We start from the raw sequence: 16,632 nt of genomic DNA, 5'->3' as shown, positions 1-16,632 counted from the left end.
TCAGGAACGGTGAGGCACCCGCAGGCACCTCACCGCCGCGCAGCCCGCCATGCAGGCGGGATGCAGGCATTACTTGAACTCGCTGCCCCAATAGGCTTGGATCTGCTTCACCAGCTCCGGCGGCAGCGGCACGTAATGCAGCTCGCTGGCCTGGGCCTGGCCGTTTTCCAATGCCCACTTGAAGAAGTCCAGCGTCGCCTTGCTGCGCTCGGCATCCTTGGCCTGCTTGTGCATCAGCATGAAGTTGGTGGCCGTGATCGGCCAGGCCTTCTCGCCCGGCGCATTGGTGATCACCAGGTTGAAGTCCTTGGCATTGGCCCAGTCGGCGCTGGCCGCAGCGGCGGCAAAGCTGTCTGCATTCGGCTCGACCCACTGGCCGGCGGCATTCTGCAGCGAGGTGTACGGCATCTTGTTCTGCAGCGCATAGGCCAGTTCGACATAGCCGATCGACCCCTTGATCTGCTGCACGTACGAGGCCACGCCTTCGTTACCCTTGCCGCCGACGCCACCGGGCCACTGCACCGAGGTGCCTTCGCCGACCTTGCTCTTCCACTCCGGGCTGACCTTGGACAGGTAGTTGGAGAAGTTGAAGGTGGTACCCGAGCCATCGGAGCGGTGCACCAGATTGATCTTGGTCGCCGGCAGGGTCACGCCCGGGTTGGCCGCGACAATCGCCGCGTCGTTCCACATGCTGACCTTGCCCAGGAAGATATCGCCCAGCAGCGCGCCGGTCAGGCGCAGCTTGCCCGGGGCGATGCCTTCCAGATTGACCACCGGCACCACGCCGCCGATGGCGGACGGGAACTGGCCCAGGCCGGCCTGCTGCAGTTCGGCGCTATCGAGAGGCTTGTCGGTCGAGCCGAAATCCACCGTGCCGGCCTTGATCTGGGCAATGCCGCCGCCGGAACCGATCGACTGGTAGTTGACCTTGTTGCCGGTGGCGGCGTTGTAGTCGGCCGACCACTTGGACACCAGCGGGTAGATGAAGGACGCACCGGCGCCGGAGATTTCCGCAACCTTGCTGTCGCTTGCGGTGGCGCCTGCGCTGGGAGCGCCCTTGGCGGCATCGCCGGACTGCGCGTCCTTGCCGGGCGAACACGCAGCCAGGGCAAGGGCGATGGTGAGGGACAGGGCGGTCAGACTGGCCGACTGCAATTTCATGGAAGCTCCGAGGCTGGATTGGCCGGGTGTCCGGCAGACCACGCTATGAAATGATGTTTTTGTTACACGCTCATGACAGCGCCTTCGGGAGAGGCATCACAAAAAAAGACGCGGACCGCGGAGGGCATCGCGCCCCCCGGGATCCGCGTCCCGGTCCCGACGCCGGGGAGAGAGGCGGCGTCGTTCCTGTTCTGTTGAGAGTGACCAGTCAACGTGACATGCAGGTGTCAGGCAGGCCTGGCCCCCGCGCGCCAAGCCCGCGCTCGCGCGTCACCGCTGTCGTCAACGGCAGTTGCGCACACCTGACAGTGTGCGCAACTGCGTCGATGCACGCGTTTAGCGCGGCAGATTCTTGGCCCAATACGCTTCGATCTGCGTCACCAGGCTGTCCGGCAGCGGCACATAGTCCAGCTGCTTGGCCTGGGCATCGCCCTTGCTGTAGACCCAGCGGAAGAACTCCAGCGTGTTCTTGAGGCCATCGGCGTTCTTGGGCTTCTTCTGCACCAGGATGAAGTTGGTGGCAGTGATCGGCCAGGCGTTGTCGCCTGCGGCATTGGTCATCACCAGGTAGAAGTCCTTGCTATTGCCCCAGTCGGCGCTGTTTGCCGCGGCGGCAAAGGTTTCATCGGACGGCTGCACGAACTTGCCGGCAGCGTTCTTCATCGCGGTGTAGGACATCTTGTTCTGCAGCGCATACGACAGCTCGACGTAGCCGATGCCGCCCTTGATCTGCTTCACATAGGCAGCCACGCCTTCGTTGCCCTTGCCGCCGATGCCGCTCGGCCACTGCACGGCGGTGCCTTCGCCCACCTTGCTCTTCCAGTCCGGGTTGACCTTGGACAGGTAGTTGGTGAAGTTGAAGCTGGTGCCCGAGCCATCGGAGCGATGCACCACGGTGATCTTGCCTTCGGGGAGCTTCACGCCCGGGTTGAGCGCGGCAATGGCCGGATCGTTCCATGTGCTGATCTTGCCCAGGAAGATGTCGCCCAGGGTCTTGCCGTCGAGCTTGAGCGCGCCCGGTGCGATACCGGCCACGTTGACCACCGGCACCACGCCGCCGATCACCGACGGAAACTGGGCCAGGCCGGCAGCGGCCAGTTCTTCCGGCTTCAGCGGGGCGTCGGAGGAACCGAAGTCCACACTGGCCGCCTTGATCTGGGCAATGCCGCCGCCCGAGCCGATCGATTGATAGTTGACCTGCTTCTTGGTGGCGGCGTTGTAGTCGGCCGACCATTTGGACATCACCGGGTAGATAAAGGACGCACCGGCGCCGGTGACATCGGCAGCCTGGGCGCACAGTGCCAGCGAGGCGGCGAGCACGCCGACGGCCAGACGGTTCTTGAAGGAGTGGGTCACGGAACAGCTCCAGAGAGGGTAGGGATCACGACGTCCCGCAGTCGCGCCATTGCAGGGCAGCGGCATGACCGTGAGGTGTCGAAGAGATGACAGAAAGAAGATGGCGTTATCCAACGCACGCCGGGGAATGCCGGGTCGCGTTGAGGTGCACTTGGCCACCGCATCCGCTCAAGCGCGTGCACGGTGGCCAACGGTGCGGACACTTACCAATAGAACTGCGCGCGTGCTTCGATGATCGACGGGTTGTCGTCGACAAGACCACGCGTGGCGCTGCTGTAACGGGTGCTTTCCACCTTCGCGTAGTCGAGCGCGAACTTGAAGTTGGAGCGCCAATACCAGTTGGCGCCGATGGTCCACACGTTCATTTTGCCGCCCAGCACGCCGTCCACGAATGGAGTGTTGCCGTTGGCGATCAGGTGGCCATCGTTGAGGTCCAGCGTGTCGTAGCGCGCGGCCAGCTGCCACAGGCCCGATGCCGGTTCGTTCGGCAGCGGGGTGGTCGGCACGCCGGCCTTGTAGCCCCAGGTTTCGCCAGTGATGTTCCACACGCCGCTGACATACCAACCGTCGCTCTTGTAATCCTGCGCGTTGTTGCCGATGCGCTTGGCGGTCTCCTGGAAATATTCGCTCTGCAGCTTGAACGGCCCGGTGACCCACATCGCTTCGGCACCGGCCACGCCCACGCGATCCACATTGGTGATGGCGCCGCTGTCGATCAGACGGATGGTGGTGAGGTCGGCGTCCGGACGTGCGCGCAGACGCAGGGTGTCGTCGTCGGTGTCGTAACCCAGGTAGCTCAGACCGAAGTGCAGGACGTTGCCGCTTTCGTTGATCGGCGCCCAGGTGCCACGCGCGCCGTAGCCGCTGCCATGGGCCTGGTTGCGGGTCAGTTCGCGGCCGAATGCGCTGGCAGTCACGCTCCAGTTGTTGTCACCCGTGCCGTACGCCACGCCCAGCCGGCGCGAGATGCCGTAGGTATTGGTCACCGACGCCTTGGACACGAAGTCGTTGTTCTTGGTGCTGGAAAGTTCTTCCAGGCTGTTGGGCTGCTTGAACTGACCGATCTGCAGGTAGTTGTTGGCGTTGCCGCCAAACTTGTACTTGACGTTGTTGTCCAGAAAACGCCCGGTGCTGCGGATGGTGGTACCGCGGATGGTCACTTCCTTCAGCACGCTCGGGTCGTAGCCGGCCACCCATTCGATGTTGCCCGGGCCCTTGCCCTTGAGCACCAATTCGGCGCGACGGATGCTGAACTCGGAATTGTCGCCATTGGCGCCGATCGGACCGTTGAGGTCCTGCACATCGTTATGGAACCAGTTGCCGTCGGCCTGGACCAGGCCTTCCAGCGAGACTTCGGAACCGCCGATCACATCGATGGCGATTTCGGCATGCGCGGCCGGTGCGGCAAGTGCCAGGAGTAGTGCTGCGCCAAGCAGGGTGGGAGCGAGTTTCATAGATGCCTTGCGACCTGAGAAAGTGGGCGCAGGCTATGGCGTGAAAGTTGCGTTAATGTGACAAAAACACTGAAACGTAATAAATGATTTTTGCCAATAAAGACAAGGATTTACGCTGGTTTGTACTATGTCATCGTGTGTCAAAAATCTGAACGTGCTGGCCATGTGACAGTGCACTGCATCACGCTGGGCCGGCAGCACTAGAGGCTGCCTGACCTGGCGACCTGAACCGGAACCCTTACCAACTGAACATATATGTCAGGTTGTGCAACGCACCACTTGCGCATGCAGGTTCTAAATTGTTAGTTTCGAGGCTATGTTTCCTCGATTCCTCCAACTGCTGTTGGTCTGCCTGCTCGCGCTCACTGCGTGGTCGGCAGCCAATGCACACACGCGCATCTGCGATGCGTTGGTGGGCGACGGCGTTGCGGTGATGGTGGAAGCTGGCGAAGAACGCGATGCAGCAGAAGATCCGCAGGACGATGGCGATACACAAAGCCAAGTCGACACACAGCCTGCAGACGATATCCCCTTGCTCTCCCAAGCTTGGCCGATGCTGGCGCGGTATTCCCCTTCTTGGCACGCGCATCATGCGCCTGCAAATCAAAAACGCGACCTGATCCCGCAACTGCGTCCTCCAAACGCGCTGCTTGGCTGATCCCCGCTGTCGCTGTACCCGGTGCACTGCGCGCCGGATTTCTTATTGATTTGTTTGTCTTTGCAATTCGCGGTTTGCGCCGCGGACTGCTATTCGTTGCCTAGAGGAATCTCCCATGGAAAGTTTGCTAGAAGGTTTTCGTCATTTCCGTAAAGAAGTGTATCCGCGCCAGAGTGCGCGCTTTCAGGAACTGGCCGGCGGCCAAAGCCCGCATACGCTGTTCATCACTTGCGCCGACTCGCGCGTTATGCCGGAGCTGATCTTCTCCGCGCAGCCCGGTGAATTGTTCGTCTATCGCAACATCGGCAACGTGGTGCCGCCTTACTCCCAGCACGTCAGCGGCGTGGTTGCGGCGATCGAGTACGCCATCGCCGTTCTGGGCGTGCGTCACATCGTGATCTGCGGTCATACCGACTGCGGCGCGATGAAGGCAGTGCTCAAGCCGGAATCGCTGGAAGATGTTCCGTCCGTGGCGGCGTGGCTCAAGCACACCGATGCGGCACGTCACGTCACCGCGCATCACGGCCACGATCCGCACAGCCAGGACGCGTTGACCTGCATGACCGAAGAGAACGTGGTCTCGCAGCTCGATCACCTGCGCACGCAGCCGGTGGTTGCAGCCCGTCTGGCGGCTGGCACCTTGCGGATCCATGGCTGGATCTACGATATCGCCCACGGGGAGATCCGCGCCTTCGATGCCGAGAAGGGCGGCTTCCGCCCGTTGCTGGCCGAAAGCACTCCAGAAGCCACTCCGCGTCCGCGACTGCAGCAAGTCGTCCGCGCTGAACTCGTCTGACGGAGTCGATCATGAACACATCAGGTATCGGCGGATATTTCCGTCAGGGACTGTTCGGGCGTGATTTGTTGTCGTCTGTCGTGGTCTTTCTTGTTGCGCTGCCGTTGTGCATGGGTATTGCGATCGCGTCCGGAATGCCTCCGGCCACAGGTCTGATCACCGGCATCATCGGCGGGCTGGTCGTTGGCTTTCTGGCAGGCTCTCCTTTGCAGGTGAGCGGTCCGGCCGCCGGCCTGGCTGTGTTGGTGTTCGAACTGGTGCGTGAGCACGGCGTTGCCGCGCTTGGTCCGGTGATCCTGGTGGCCGGTGCGATTCAGCTGGTTGCCGGTCTGTGCCGCGCGGGTGTGTGGTTCCGCATGACATCGCCGGCCGTGGTGGCCGGCATGTTGTCGGGCATCGGCATCCTGATCGTGGCATCGCAGGCGCATGTGCTGATGGATGCCGCGCCCAAGGCGCGTGGTCTGGAAAACTTCGCTGCATTGCCTGCCGTGTTGTGGCAGGCGATCAGTGCAGGCACCGGCCGCACCGCATTGTTCGTGGGTCTGGCGACGATCGGGATCATCCTGGCCTGGGACAAGCTGCGTCCGACGCGTCTGCGCTTCCTGCCGGGTGCGTTGATCGCGGTGGTCGCGGTGACCGCGACGGCGCAGCTGCAGGGGCTGGACGTCAATCGTGTCGACGTTCCGACCAACCTGTTCTCGGCGATCACCATCCCCAGCTTCTCCGACATCTTTGGCGTGTTCAACCACACCTTGCTGGTATCGGCGGTGACCTTTGCCTTTATCGCCAGCGCCGAAACGTTGCTGTCGGCGGCGGCGGTAGATCGCATGCACCAAGGCGCACGGACGCAGTACGACCGTGAGCTGGCGGCGCAGGGCGTTGGCAATATGCTGTGCGGCTTCCTGGGCGCATTGCCGATGACTGGCGTGATCGTGCGTAGTGCGGCCAATGTCCAGGCCGGTGCAGCCACGCGGACCTCGACCATCCTGCATGGCGGTTGGTTGCTGGTCTTCGCAATGCTGCTGCCGTGGTTGTTGCGGATGACGCCGGTGGCATGTCTTGCCGGCATCCTGGTCTATACGGGCGTGAAGATGATCAAGATCGGGCAGGTCAAGGAGTTGGCGACTTACGGTCGTGGAACTGCGGCCATCTACCTGGCGACCACCTTCGCGATTGTGGCGACCGACCTGCTGACCGGCGTGTTGATCGGCTTCGGCCTGTCGCTGTTCCGTCTGGCCCTGCATTCGTCGCGTCTGAAGGTCGAGGTGCGCGAGCACGCCGACAAGAAGGACGAAATGCATCTGACCCTGCAGGGGTCGGCAACGTTCCTGAAAGTGCCGGCAATGGCGCGGACGCTGGAAAGCGTGCCGCCGAACACCGCGCTGCATCTGGACGTGGCCAAGCTGCATCACGTCGACCATGCCTGCATCGAGTTGCTGCGTGATTGGAGCCGGAATGCGGCTTCGCGCGGATGCGAGCTGGTAGTGGATTGGAAGGAGCTGGACCGCCGCGTCGAAGGTCAGCCGACCGTGGAAAGAACGTTGGTGGGCGAACCGCGCAAAGCGGCATAAGTCAGTGACAAACGCCCGGCGTTCGCGCCGGGTGACATCTGTCGTGACCGGATGATGCATGGCGCCGAAAGACGCATCATCCGGTCGCGATTTTTTTTGCGCCGGGATTGAGATTGGGGATGCGTGACCGCTTGTGTGTGGGCTGATGACACGAGGCGCCTAACGCCAACCTACTGATGGCGGCCATCTCTCCACCAGCGGTGCGATTGCCGGCAACGCGATTGCGTTGAGCAGCGGTGGCGGCATGCAGCTGGCCCGGTCCGGGTCTGATGGCTAGTGCGTGTCAGCCATATCGCCTTGGAGCGGCTCACAAAACGCAGCGAGCAGTCGTCAGGTAGGTGTGGACGGCACGCTTAGAACCGGCGTGTATGCGTGGTCCATGCCGCACCGAGCAGCGGCCGCGCCCGCCGGGCGGTGAGCGCAGTTGTTTCTTTAGCTGCCCCCTAGGCCCGGTCAACGCTTCGGCTCTGCCGGCCGTTCGGCGGCCGCCGGGGTCTTGTCGCGGTAGCGGCACAGGTCATGGATCACGCAGCCCGGGCAATCGGGTTTGCGGGCCTTGCAGACGTAGCGTCCGTGCAGGATCAGCCAGTGGTGTGCGTCGTGCAGGAATTCTGCAGGGATGACCTTGACCAGTTTGTCTTCGACCGCGCGCACGTCCTTGCCCGGTGCAAGGCCGGTGCGGTTGGAGACGCGAAAGATATGCGTGTCCACGGCCATCGTCGGTTCGCCGAATGCGGTGTTGAGCACCACGTTGGCGGTCTTGCGGCCGACGCCGGGCAAGGCTTCCAGCGCTGCGCGATCGTGCGGCACCTCGCCGCCGTATTGCTCGAGCAGAATGCGGCAGGTGGCGATGACGTTCTTGGCCTTGGCGTTGAACAGGCCGATGGTGGCGATGTAGCGCTTCAGTCCTTCTTCGCCAAGATCGAGAATGTCGCGCGGGGTATTGGCGACCGGATACAACTTACGGGTGGCCTTGTTGACGCCGACATCGGTGGCCTGCGCGGACAGCAACACTGCGATCAACAGCTCGAATGGCGTGGTGTATTCCAGCTCGGTGGTCGGGTGTGGATTGAGTTCGCGCAGACGCTCGAACATTTCCTGTATTTCAGGCTTGCGCATGGCGCTGCTGCGACGCGCCGGCGGTGCAGGGCGTGCAGCGTTCAAGACGGCGTTCCTCCCGCTGCCTTGGCTTTGGCACGCGCCAGGATCGCCGCGGCTAACGGCGGCAACGCCGCTGCTGCCGGCTGGCTGGGTGCCGGTGCGGGCGTGCGCCGCGCGTCACGTTCGGCGGCGCGGCGTTGCAGCCGAGCGGCACGTGCGCGATAGCGTTCGCGCGCGGCCCAGGCAGCGCGCAGGCGCTGTTGTGCGGCGAGCAGGGCTGCAACGACCGGTGCATCCGCTGCATCGAGGTGCGGGGCCGGCCGGTAGTCCATCAGGCCCAGTTGCAGTGCGCGATCGAGATCGTCCGCTTGAACGCAGTCGAACAAGCGCATGGCCAGTGCGCGCGGTGCCGGTAGGGTGGCGTGCGGCATCACGGTGCTCAGCGGTTGTGAAACTGTGCGGGGCGCTTGTCGAGGAACGCGCGGGTGCCTTCGCGCATGTCCTCGCTGGCGAACAGCAGCGCAAATTGCGCGGTTTCCAGCTGCAGGCCTTCTTCGATGCCGCATTCGCCGCCGAACACGACCGCATCCAGAATGCCGCGCACTGCCAGCGGCGCGGCGCTCGCCAGGCGTTGGGCCAGGGTCCGGGTTTCTTCCTGCAAGGCGTCGGGCTCGACCACGCGATTGACCAGGCCCAGTTGCAGTGCGCGCGCTGCATCGATCGGCATGCCGAGCAGGCACAGTTCCAGTGCTGCGGCACGGCCGGTCAGGCGCAACAGGCGCTGGGTGCCGCCGAAGCCGGGAATCAGGCCGAGATTGATTTCTGGCTGCCCCAGCCGTGCGGTGGATGCGGCGATGCGCAGATGGCAGGCCATTGCCAGCTCCAGCCCGCCGCCGAGCGCAAATCCGTTGATCATGCCGATCACCGGTTTGGGCATGCGTTCGATCCGGCGCATCAAGCGCTGCCCGACCAGCGAAAATTCCCGGCCGTCCATCGCCGACAACGCGCTCATTTCGGCGATGTCCGCGCCGGCCACGAAGGATTTGGGCCCGGCGCCAGTGAGGACCACCACGCGCACGTCGTCGGCGCTTGCCGCGTCCACGAACGCCTGGTCCAGCGCCAGCATGGTGTCGCGGTTCAATGCGTTCAGTTTGTCCGGCCGATTGACCGTAATGGTCCGGACACTGGCGTGATCGGCGATCAGAATGACGTCATTGGACATGGCAAACCCTTGCGAACGTAAAAAAATAGTAAATACGGAACTTCCGAAAGTCTTGCTGGTCATAGCTTTCGTGATAAGTAGCGGTTCGGTATCGCGGCCGCTATCCTAGCGCGTCATCTCAGGCGGCAGACCCGTCCTGTGCCACCACCCTGGAGAATTGTTTGATGAAGTTGCGTTCTATCGCGGTCGCTGTGGCGGCCCTGGCCCTGACGGGCAATGCACTGGCCCAGGACACGACGTCCGAAAAGGGCAAGTTGAGCTATTACTTCGGTTACGACTACGGCAATAACCTTGCCGAACTCACCGGTCGCGGCGAGCAGCTCGACATCAACGCGGTGGTAAAGGGTCTGCAGGACGCCTATGCCAAGAAGCAGCCGGCGATCACTGCCGACCAGCTGAAGCCGGCGGTCGAAGCGTTCCAGAAGCGTGAGCAGGGCCGTGCCCAGCAGGCCAAGGCCGAGTACGACAAGGCCGCTGCTGCCAACAAGACCAAGAGCGAGCAGTTCCTGGCCAAGAACAAGGGCACCGCTGGCGTGCAGACGCTGCCGAGCGGCGTGCAGTACCGCGTGATCGAAGCGGGCAAGGGCGCCAAGCCGACCCAGGCCAGCACCGTGCAGCTGGAAGTGGCCGGTCCGTTCCCCTTCGGCGACCGTGAGAAGGCGCGTCCGGCGCAGCAGATCCCGGCCATCAAGGTCAGCGAAGTCGAAATGAAGGCCATGCGCGAGACCCTGCTGCAGATGCCGGCCGGCTCCAAGTGGGAAGTGACGTTGCCGTCGGATCAGGCCTATGGCGCCGACCCGCGTACGCCGTTCCCGCCGAACGTGGCGGTGCAGTTCGAGATCAAGCTGGTCAGCGTCAAGTAATTGCTTGTGCTGTTGCACTGACAACGCCGGCCGCCAGGCCGGCGTTGTCGTTTTGGCGTCCCAACCTTGCTGAAGAGAGCGATGAAACACCCACGCCGCGGCTGCGGAAACGCGCGATGAGCGACACCGATTCCAATCGCGGGGATCTGCCCAGCCCATGTATCGGTGTATGTTCGTTGGACGCGCAGTCGCACTGTGTCGGCTGCCTGCGCAGCCTGGATGAAATTGCACGGTGGATGAGCATGAGTGACGCCGAACGCCAGGAGTTGTTGCACACCGTGTTGCCCGCACGTGGGCTCATGGCCGCGCTGCCCGAGTACGCGCAGTTGCGCCGGGCGCTGTATTCGCTGGACACCGCACCCGACGGGCCGGGCTGGAACCATGCCGAACTGATCGATCTTAGCGAGGGCGGTGCGTCCGCCGAAGCGGCGGTGCTATGCGGCCTGGTGCCGCGCGAGCAGGGCACGATGGTGCTGCTGACCCGGCGCACCGACAGCCTGCGCCACCATGCCGGGCAGGTCAGCTTCCCGGGCGGGCGGATGGAGCCTGCCGATGCCGATGCGGCAGCGGCGGCCTTGCGCGAGAGCTGCGAGGAGATCGCGCTGGGTGCGCAGCAGGTGCACGCGCTGGGATATCTGGATCCGTTTTTGACCGTGAGCGGGTTTCGGGTCACGCCGGTGGTGGCGGTGATCGACCCCGCGTTCGTGGCGGTGCCGCAGCCGGAAGAGGTGGCCGAGGTCTTCGAAGTGCCGCTGGCCTATCTGATGGACCCGGACAATCTGCGCAGCGTGGAGCTGGAATTTCGCGGCCGCCAGCGGCGCGTGCTCGAATACGATTGGCCAGGGCAGCGCATCTGGGGCGCCACTGCGGCCATTCTCCTCAATCTTCGTCGTCGCCTGGAGCAGGTTGCATGAGTGCCGATCCGAACTGGACCACGCTGGTCGATAGCGCCACCCTGGCGGCGGCATTGCCGCACCCGCAGCTGCGGCTATTGGATGCGCGCGCCGCGCCGCCAACCGCGCCTGATCCGCAGGCGGCACGCAAGGCGTATGCGCAGGGACATCTGCCCGGCGCGCATTACGTCGATCTCGATCATGACCTGGCTGACCTGTCGCGTGCCGATCAAGGGCGGCATCCGTTGCCGCACAGCGCCGACTTTGCCAGGCGCCTGGGCGCGTGGGGCATCGATCCGCACAGCCAGGTGGTGGTCTACGACGCGGGCGATGGCAGCATGGCCGCCGCACGCGCGTGGTGGATGCTGCGGCTGATGGGGCATCGCCGCGTGGCGGTGCTGGATGGCGGGCTGGCTGCGTGGCGCGCCGCCGGCTTGGCCGAGACCACCGAGCTGCCAGCAGCGCACGATGGCGCCGCGTATCCCGGCAGTTTCGACGCCAATGCCGTAGTGGACGCCGAACAGATCCTGGCGCGGCTGGAGCAGGCCCCGGGTTGGCTGCTGGATGCGCGCGCAGGCGAGCGGTTTCGCGGTGAGGTGGAGCCGATCGATCCGATCGCCGGGCATGTGCCGGGTGCGGTGAGTCGTCCGCTGGGTCTGAGCCTCCGCGATGGCCGCTTTAAACCGGCCGATGAATTGCGTGCCGAGCTATCTGCATTGCTGGGCACGTACCGGCCCGAGCAGGCCGTGGTGATGTGCGGATCGGGCGTGACCGCCTGCCATCTGCTGTTGGCGTTGGAAGTGGCCGGCCTGTCCGGCGCGCGCGTCTATGCCGGTTCCTGGAGCGGCTGGTTGCAGGATCCGTCGCGTCCGGTCGCGACTGCTGCCTGATGCATGCACAATAGCCGCAGGAAGGGTGGTCTGTGGGGACGCAGGCTCACTGCGCGGAGCGCAGTTTCTTGCAGTGGTGGGTGGATGCATGCGGTTGCAGTTGCAGGTGGGCGCCTTGTGCGTCGCGGTGATGGCGATGGTTGCGTGTTCGGCTGAGTCTGGCGGTGCCGGCGCTGTGCGCGCGGCCAATCGTTCGAATGCCGATAAGCAGCAGGTGTATCAGGTCGCGCTGGAACGTGTTCGCGCGCAACGGCTGGCACACGTGCGTGCGCCCGATGGCTGGCTGAGCTATACCGCCTCCGGTCGCGTGCGTGCAGGTCGGTATCAGGTCGGCAGCGATCCGCACAGCGATGTCGTGTTGCCTGCCGGCCCTGCACAGCTGGGCCAGCTCAGCCTGGATGCCGAGGGCCACGTGCGCTTCAAGGCGGCTGCCGGTGCGGCGGTGAGCTTGAACGGACAGGCTGTCGATGACGTCAGCCTGGAGCCGGAGCGGGCTGAGCGGCGTGGCGACCGGCTCGATGTGGACAACTGGCAGTTCTATCTGGTGCAGACCGGCACATTGTTTGGCTGGCGTTTTCGCGACCCGGCAGCGCCGGCGTTGACCGCATTTCAGGGCTTTGAGTATTTCCCGATCGACCCGCAATGGCGGGTCGATGCACGCTGGCAGCCGTATGCCACGCCACGGTCGGTGACCTTGCTGACCTCGATCGGCACGCCATTGACGGCGGAGGTTCCGGGCGAGGCGGTGTTTACGCGCGGCGGGCAGGAATACCATCTGCAGCCGCTCGCGCAGGACGATGGCAGCGGTCTGTTTTTTCTGTTCACCGATCGCACCAGTGGCAAGGAAAGCTATGGCGGCGCGCGCTATCTGTTCACCGCGATGCCGCGCGATGGCCGTGTGCTGCTCGATTTCAATCTCGCCGAAAATCCGCCCTGCGCGTTCACCCCGCATGTGGTCTGCCCGATCGCGCCGCCGGAAAACCGGCTGGCGGTGGCGGTGAATGCGGGCGAAAAAACCTATCGCGCCGTGGACCCTTGATCGCGCGGGTTCTGCGGTCGCTGACGACGCGTGCCCCGTGCGCTCAACGCAATGCGTGCGCCCAGCCGACCGCCGCTTCGATTCGGGGCCATGGAAACAGCGGGCCGGGATCGAGCTTGCGCTGGATCTTGCGTGCCGGATCGTCGCTGGCCGCTTCCTGGGTGGTGTCCAGTTCCTGATGACCGGCGATGCGGCGCACCGATGGCAGCTGCTGCTGCAGCCATTGCAGCAAGGTGATTAGCGTGGCGATCTGCACGTCCGGATACGCTTCGCGCATCGCTTGATGGCGCGAGTCGAGCCAGTGCGGATAGCGGCCGCTGTTGACCAGCTCGATGCCCAAGGTATGCGGATTGTGGCCGCGCACGTGATGCGCGACGCGGTCTAGCGCCACGTACTGCTGGATGCTGCCGTTGCGATCGATGTAGTAATGCCCGCTGTTGCCGGTGCCGCTGTCGTAGAGCACGCGCTCGCCGTAGTCGCGCGCCATGGCCATGTCGGGCAATTCGGTGCAGTGGATGACCACCATGTCGATGTGCTCGAGCCGGCGGCGTGCCAGTCGCGATTCGTAAGACAACGGCGCGTAGGTGATCGGTGGCGACGGCAGGACGGCATCGGACATGAAGCGAATGCTAGCATTCGCCGATGGCTTTGAATCCCGACAGCCCTTTGGGCAAATTGATGGCGACGCTGCCGCAGACCGGTCAGGTGACCTGGATCGGCGTGCGTCCGGCGCGTGATGTGGAGATGCTGGAGGTGGACGCCGCGCAGGCCACCACCGGCATCGGGCTGGTGGGCGATCGCTACAAGGGCGGCAGCGGCAAGCGTGGGATCACCTTGATCCAGGCCGAGCATCTGCCGGTGATCGCGGCGCTGGCAGGGCATGCGACGATCGCGCCTGCCACGCTGCGACGCAATCTGGTAATCGCCGGCATTCCGCTGATCGCGTTGAAAGGGCGGCGCTTCCGCATTGGCGATGTCGAGCTGGAAGGCACCGACCCGTGCGACCCGTGTTCGCGCATGGAAGACGCGCTGGGCGCGGGCGGCTACAACGCGATGCGTGGACACGGCGGCCTGTGCGCGCGTGTCCTGCGCGGCGGCGTGCTGCGTATTGGCGATACGGTGCAGGCGCTATGAGCCGCGGCCATTGCATTCTGGCGCATGGGTTCGAAAGTGGCCCTGCGGCGCGCAAGGTCAGCGCATTGGCCGAGGTTGCCGATCGCCTGGGGTGGACCCATGAACGCCCGGATTTCACCGATCTTGATGCGCAGCGCGATGTCAGCCCGCTCGGTGACGTGCGCGGACGCCTGCAGCGATTGCTGCAGATCGCACGCGACGCCGCAGGCAAGGGGCCGCTGGTGCTGGTGGGCTCCAGTCTGGGCGCCTATATCGCGGCGCAGGTGTCGCTGCAGGTGCCGACACGCGGGCTGTTTTTGATGGTGCCGCCAACCACGATGGGCCCGCTGCCGGCGCTGGATGCTGCGCCGGTGCCGATCTCGGTGGTGCATGCCTGGCGCGATGCGCTGATCCCTGCCGCCGATGTGATCGCCTGGGCGCAGGCGCGTCGGGCGCGGCTGTTGCTGGTCGACGATGAGCACGATCTTGCCGCGCATGTGGACACGGCAGCGAACGCGTTCGCCGAACTGTTGCAGCGCCTGTGATGCACGAGGCTGACGACATGCCGCCCACACCGGCCGAGCCGGCGACGGCGGTGCTGATTCGCGAGGCCAGCGATGGCGACGCCGCCGCCATCGAGATATTGACCATGGTGGCGTTCATGCTCGCCGAGCACAGCCGTCATGACGAACAGCATGTGATCGCCGCGCTGCGTCATGACGATGCGCTGGCACTGTCATTGGTCGCCGACCACGACGGCTACGTGGTCGGCCATCTGGCAGTGTCGCCGGTGAGCTTGTCCGACGGGTCGTCCGGCTGGTTTGCGCTGGGACCGTTGGCGGTGGGCCCGGGCCACCAACGCCAGGGCCTGGGCAGCCGTCTGGTGCACTCAGCCCTGGCCACCTTGCGCGAGCGCGGCGCGGCGGGATGCGTTGCCTTTGGCGAACCCGGTTTTTTCCGGCGGTTTGGGTTCGCCGTCGAGCCGGGGCTGAGCGTGCCCGATGCACCCGTATCGGAATTGCAGGCGCTGGCGTTCGGCGACCGGCTGTTGCCACTGGCCGATGTGGCCTATCACCCGGCATTCGGTCTGGGCTGAATCGCGCGCAGCGCTGCACACGCGTGAACGGATGCAGCCGCGATCCTGCGCACAGGCGGCGCCCGTTCGCTCACCGGCACCCTGCATCGCGCTTTCGGCCGCAGCGCATTACCGCGTTCGTCACCATGGTCGGCAACAGCGATTGACGCTTGCCAAGGTGAAAAAAGATGCAATGTGACGTGCGACCGATGCCGCCCAGTGAACCGCGTGCCGGCCTGATTTCGCATGCGGGCGATACCTTGCAGGATGATGCGACCTTGCTGGCATCGATCCGGTCGCGACTGCGGCAGGACGCCAGCCGTTCTGCTGCCGAAGTGGAGCGTTTGCTGCAACTGGTCGATGCACTGTGGGCAATGGAGTTGGGGCGGTTCCTGCTGCGCAATCGTGGGCTCAATGCGGAGTGGACGCATCGGTTGGTCACCTATGAGGCGGGAACCCTGCCGCAGGACACCACGCCGGCACTGGAGTACGAAATTTTCGAGAAGACGCCGGCCGTGCTCGCAACCCGCGAGCGGTTCGGCATCTTCCGTGCGCAATTGCAGGCCTTGTTGCGGCCCGGCATGACGATCGCGTCGGTGCCGTGCGGATGGATGGGCGATGTGTTGAGCCTGGATTACCGGCAGTGCCCGGATGTGCGCTTGATCGGGATCGATCTGGACCCGCAAGCGCTGGACGGTGCGCTGCAGCTGGCACGTCGCTACGGGCTGGAGCAGCAGCTGTCGCTGCGGCTGGAAGATGCCTGGGCGCAGGGCGATGCAGACAGTGCGGACGTGGTGACCAGCAATGGCCTCAATCTCTATGAGCCGGACGATGCGCGGGTGGTCGCGCTCTATCGCGCGTTCTTCAACAGGCTGCGGCCGGGCGGTACGTTGGTGGCGAGTTTCCTGACGCCTCCGCCCAGCCTGTGCGCGGAATCCACGTGGAAACTGGCGCTGATCGACCAGGCATCTCTGGTGCTGCAGAGCCAGGTCTTCATCGATATCGTCCAGGCGCGCTGGGCATCGTTCCGCACCCATGCGCAAACGCGCGCACAGCTGGAGAGTGCCGGCTTTGCAAGCGTGCGTTTCATCGACGATCGCGCCAGCATTTTTCCCACTGTGATCGCGCAAAAGCCGATGCATGCCTGAGGGTAACGACGACGCAGCGACTCTCGCGCGGCATGGAGTGTTGGTGCGTTGCCGGCGAGTGTCCGCTGCGTTGGCGCGCGATTGCGGATACCGATAACGCCAGGCGCGCGCGTCGGCGAAGAGCAGCTAACAAGACGACTGCACTCACCGCCAGGCGGACACGGCCGGTGCTCGGTGCGGCATGTGCCACGCGTGCACTGCGGTTCTGAGCGCGCCGTCTGCACCCACCTGACGACTGCACGCTATGTCTTGTTAGCCGCTCCAAGGGGCAGGGCGCACTACAAGCGTGCAG

At 64.5% G+C, this 16,632-nt stretch carries 18 protein-coding genes and 2 other RNA genes; 12 read left to right on the top strand and 8 right to left on the bottom strand.

The window, feature by feature from the left end:
- Window positions 1–69: 69 nt before the first annotated feature.
- The 3 genes from pstS (ASF90_RS01155) to ASF90_RS01145 all read right to left on the bottom strand — a co-directional run bounded on the left by pstS (ASF90_RS01155) (window position 70) and on the right by ASF90_RS01145 (window position 3,971).
- Window positions 70–1,161 carry a phosphate ABC transporter substrate-binding protein PstS gene (pstS, locus tag ASF90_RS01155; protein ID WP_055844755.1) on the bottom strand — a complete coding sequence of 364 codons (1,092 nt, stop codon included), beginning with the start codon at window positions 1,159–1,161 and terminating at the stop codon, window positions 70–72.
- A 336-nt stretch (window positions 1,162–1,497) separates the two neighbouring features.
- Window positions 1,498–2,517, bottom strand: a complete 1,020-nt coding sequence (gene pstS / locus ASF90_RS01150; protein WP_055844752.1) for a phosphate ABC transporter substrate-binding protein PstS — start codon at window positions 2,515–2,517, stop codon at window positions 1,498–1,500.
- 203 nt (window positions 2,518–2,720) lie between these two features.
- On the bottom strand, window positions 2,721–3,971 hold the full coding sequence (locus ASF90_RS01145) for an OprO/OprP family phosphate-selective porin (protein ID WP_055844749.1): 1,251 nt from the start codon (window positions 3,969–3,971) through the stop codon (window positions 2,721–2,723).
- A 337-nt stretch (window positions 3,972–4,308) separates the two neighbouring features.
- On the opposite strand from ASF90_RS01145, the gene ASF90_RS01140 reads away from it, so the two are divergent.
- From ASF90_RS01140 to ASF90_RS01130, 3 genes are all read left to right on the top strand, one after another.
- Window positions 4,309–4,629: a hypothetical protein gene (locus tag ASF90_RS01140; RefSeq protein ID WP_201782813.1), complete on the top strand. Its 321-nt coding sequence runs from the start codon at window positions 4,309–4,311 to the stop codon at window positions 4,627–4,629.
- Between the two features lie 115 nt (window positions 4,630–4,744).
- On the top strand, window positions 4,745–5,425 hold the full coding sequence (locus ASF90_RS01135) for a carbonic anhydrase (protein WP_055844743.1): 681 nt from the start codon (window positions 4,745–4,747) through the stop codon (window positions 5,423–5,425).
- Between the two features lie 11 nt (window positions 5,426–5,436).
- Window positions 5,437–6,996: a SulP family inorganic anion transporter gene (locus ASF90_RS01130; RefSeq protein WP_055844740.1), complete on the top strand. Its 1,560-nt coding sequence runs from the start codon at window positions 5,437–5,439 to the stop codon at window positions 6,994–6,996.
- A 304-nt stretch (window positions 6,997–7,300) separates the two neighbouring features.
- Here ASF90_RS01130 and ASF90_RS21135 read toward each other — a convergent pair.
- The 4 genes from ASF90_RS21135 to ASF90_RS01115 all read right to left on the bottom strand — a co-directional run bounded on the left by ASF90_RS21135 (window position 7,301) and on the right by ASF90_RS01115 (window position 9,319).
- Window positions 7,301–7,377: non-coding RNA, sX9 sRNA (locus ASF90_RS21135), on the bottom strand.
- Window positions 7,378–7,449: 72 nt separating this feature from the next.
- Complete coding sequence (nth, locus tag ASF90_RS01125) at window positions 7,450–8,115, bottom strand: endonuclease III (protein ID WP_055846191.1); 666 nt, start codon at window positions 8,113–8,115, stop codon at window positions 7,450–7,452.
- Window positions 8,116–8,156: 41 nt separating this feature from the next.
- Entirely contained in the window at window positions 8,157–8,528 is a 372-nt protein-coding gene (locus ASF90_RS01120; RefSeq protein WP_055844737.1) for a hypothetical protein, read from the bottom strand.
- A gap of 8 nt (window positions 8,529–8,536) precedes the next feature.
- Window positions 8,537–9,319, bottom strand: coding sequence for an enoyl-CoA hydratase-related protein (locus ASF90_RS01115; protein WP_055844735.1), 783 nt, complete (start codon window positions 9,317–9,319; stop codon window positions 8,537–8,539).
- 164 nt (window positions 9,320–9,483) lie between these two features.
- On the opposite strand from ASF90_RS01115, the gene ASF90_RS01110 reads away from it, so the two are divergent.
- The 4 genes from ASF90_RS01110 (at window position 9,484) to ASF90_RS01095 (ending at window position 13,004) form a co-directional block, all read left to right on the top strand.
- A complete protein-coding gene (locus ASF90_RS01110) occupies window positions 9,484–10,182 on the top strand; it encodes an FKBP-type peptidyl-prolyl cis-trans isomerase (protein ID WP_046964641.1) in 699 nt (232 codons plus the stop codon).
- A gap of 116 nt (window positions 10,183–10,298) precedes the next feature.
- Entirely contained in the window at window positions 10,299–11,096 is a 798-nt protein-coding gene (locus ASF90_RS01105; RefSeq protein ID WP_055844732.1) for a CoA pyrophosphatase, read from the top strand.
- Window positions 11,093–11,965, top strand: a complete 873-nt coding sequence (locus ASF90_RS01100; RefSeq protein WP_055844729.1) for a sulfurtransferase — start codon at window positions 11,093–11,095, stop codon at window positions 11,963–11,965. Before ASF90_RS01105 ends, ASF90_RS01100 begins: the two co-directional genes overlap by 4 nt.
- A gap of 88 nt (window positions 11,966–12,053) precedes the next feature.
- On the top strand, window positions 12,054–13,004 hold the full coding sequence (locus ASF90_RS01095) for a DUF1684 domain-containing protein (protein WP_055844725.1): 951 nt from the start codon (window positions 12,054–12,056) through the stop codon (window positions 13,002–13,004).
- A gap of 43 nt (window positions 13,005–13,047) precedes the next feature.
- Here the strand turns inward: ASF90_RS01095 and ASF90_RS01090 are convergent, their stop codons facing one another.
- Entirely contained in the window at window positions 13,048–13,623 is a 576-nt protein-coding gene (locus ASF90_RS01090; protein WP_055844723.1) for an N-acetylmuramoyl-L-alanine amidase, read from the bottom strand.
- Window positions 13,624–13,646: 23 nt separating this feature from the next.
- Here ASF90_RS01090 and ASF90_RS01085 point away from each other — a divergent pair, with 23 nt between their 5' ends.
- The 5 genes from ASF90_RS01085 (at window position 13,647) to ASF90_RS21130 (ending at window position 16,598) form a co-directional block, all read left to right on the top strand.
- Complete coding sequence (locus ASF90_RS01085) at window positions 13,647–14,138, top strand: MOSC domain-containing protein (RefSeq protein ID WP_055844720.1); 492 nt, start codon at window positions 13,647–13,649, stop codon at window positions 14,136–14,138.
- Window positions 14,135–14,662, top strand: coding sequence for an alpha/beta fold hydrolase (locus ASF90_RS01080; RefSeq protein WP_055844717.1), 528 nt, complete (start codon window positions 14,135–14,137; stop codon window positions 14,660–14,662). The genes ASF90_RS01085 and ASF90_RS01080 overlap by 4 nt, the downstream gene beginning before the upstream one ends.
- A complete protein-coding gene (locus ASF90_RS01075) occupies window positions 14,662–15,213 on the top strand; it encodes an N-acetyltransferase (protein WP_236699180.1) in 552 nt (183 codons plus the stop codon). The genes ASF90_RS01080 and ASF90_RS01075 overlap by 1 nt, the downstream gene beginning before the upstream one ends.
- Window positions 15,214–15,380: 167 nt before the next feature.
- The gene (locus tag ASF90_RS01070) at window positions 15,381–16,340 is read left to right on the top strand and encodes a class I SAM-dependent methyltransferase (protein ID WP_055844714.1); all 960 of its coding nucleotides are present in this window, start codon (window positions 15,381–15,383) and stop codon (window positions 16,338–16,340) included.
- A gap of 181 nt (window positions 16,341–16,521) precedes the next feature.
- Window positions 16,522–16,598, top strand: a non-coding RNA gene (locus tag ASF90_RS21130) — sX9 sRNA.
- Window positions 16,599–16,632 lie beyond the last annotated feature (34 nt).

The sequence above is a fragment of the Xanthomonas sp. Leaf148 genome (assembly GCF_001423585.1).
In the GTDB taxonomy this organism is placed as follows: domain Bacteria; phylum Pseudomonadota; class Gammaproteobacteria; order Xanthomonadales; family Xanthomonadaceae; genus Xanthomonas.
The sequence above is the reverse complement of the archived record's forward strand: the minus strand, read 5'-3'. Positions and strand labels throughout refer to the sequence as shown.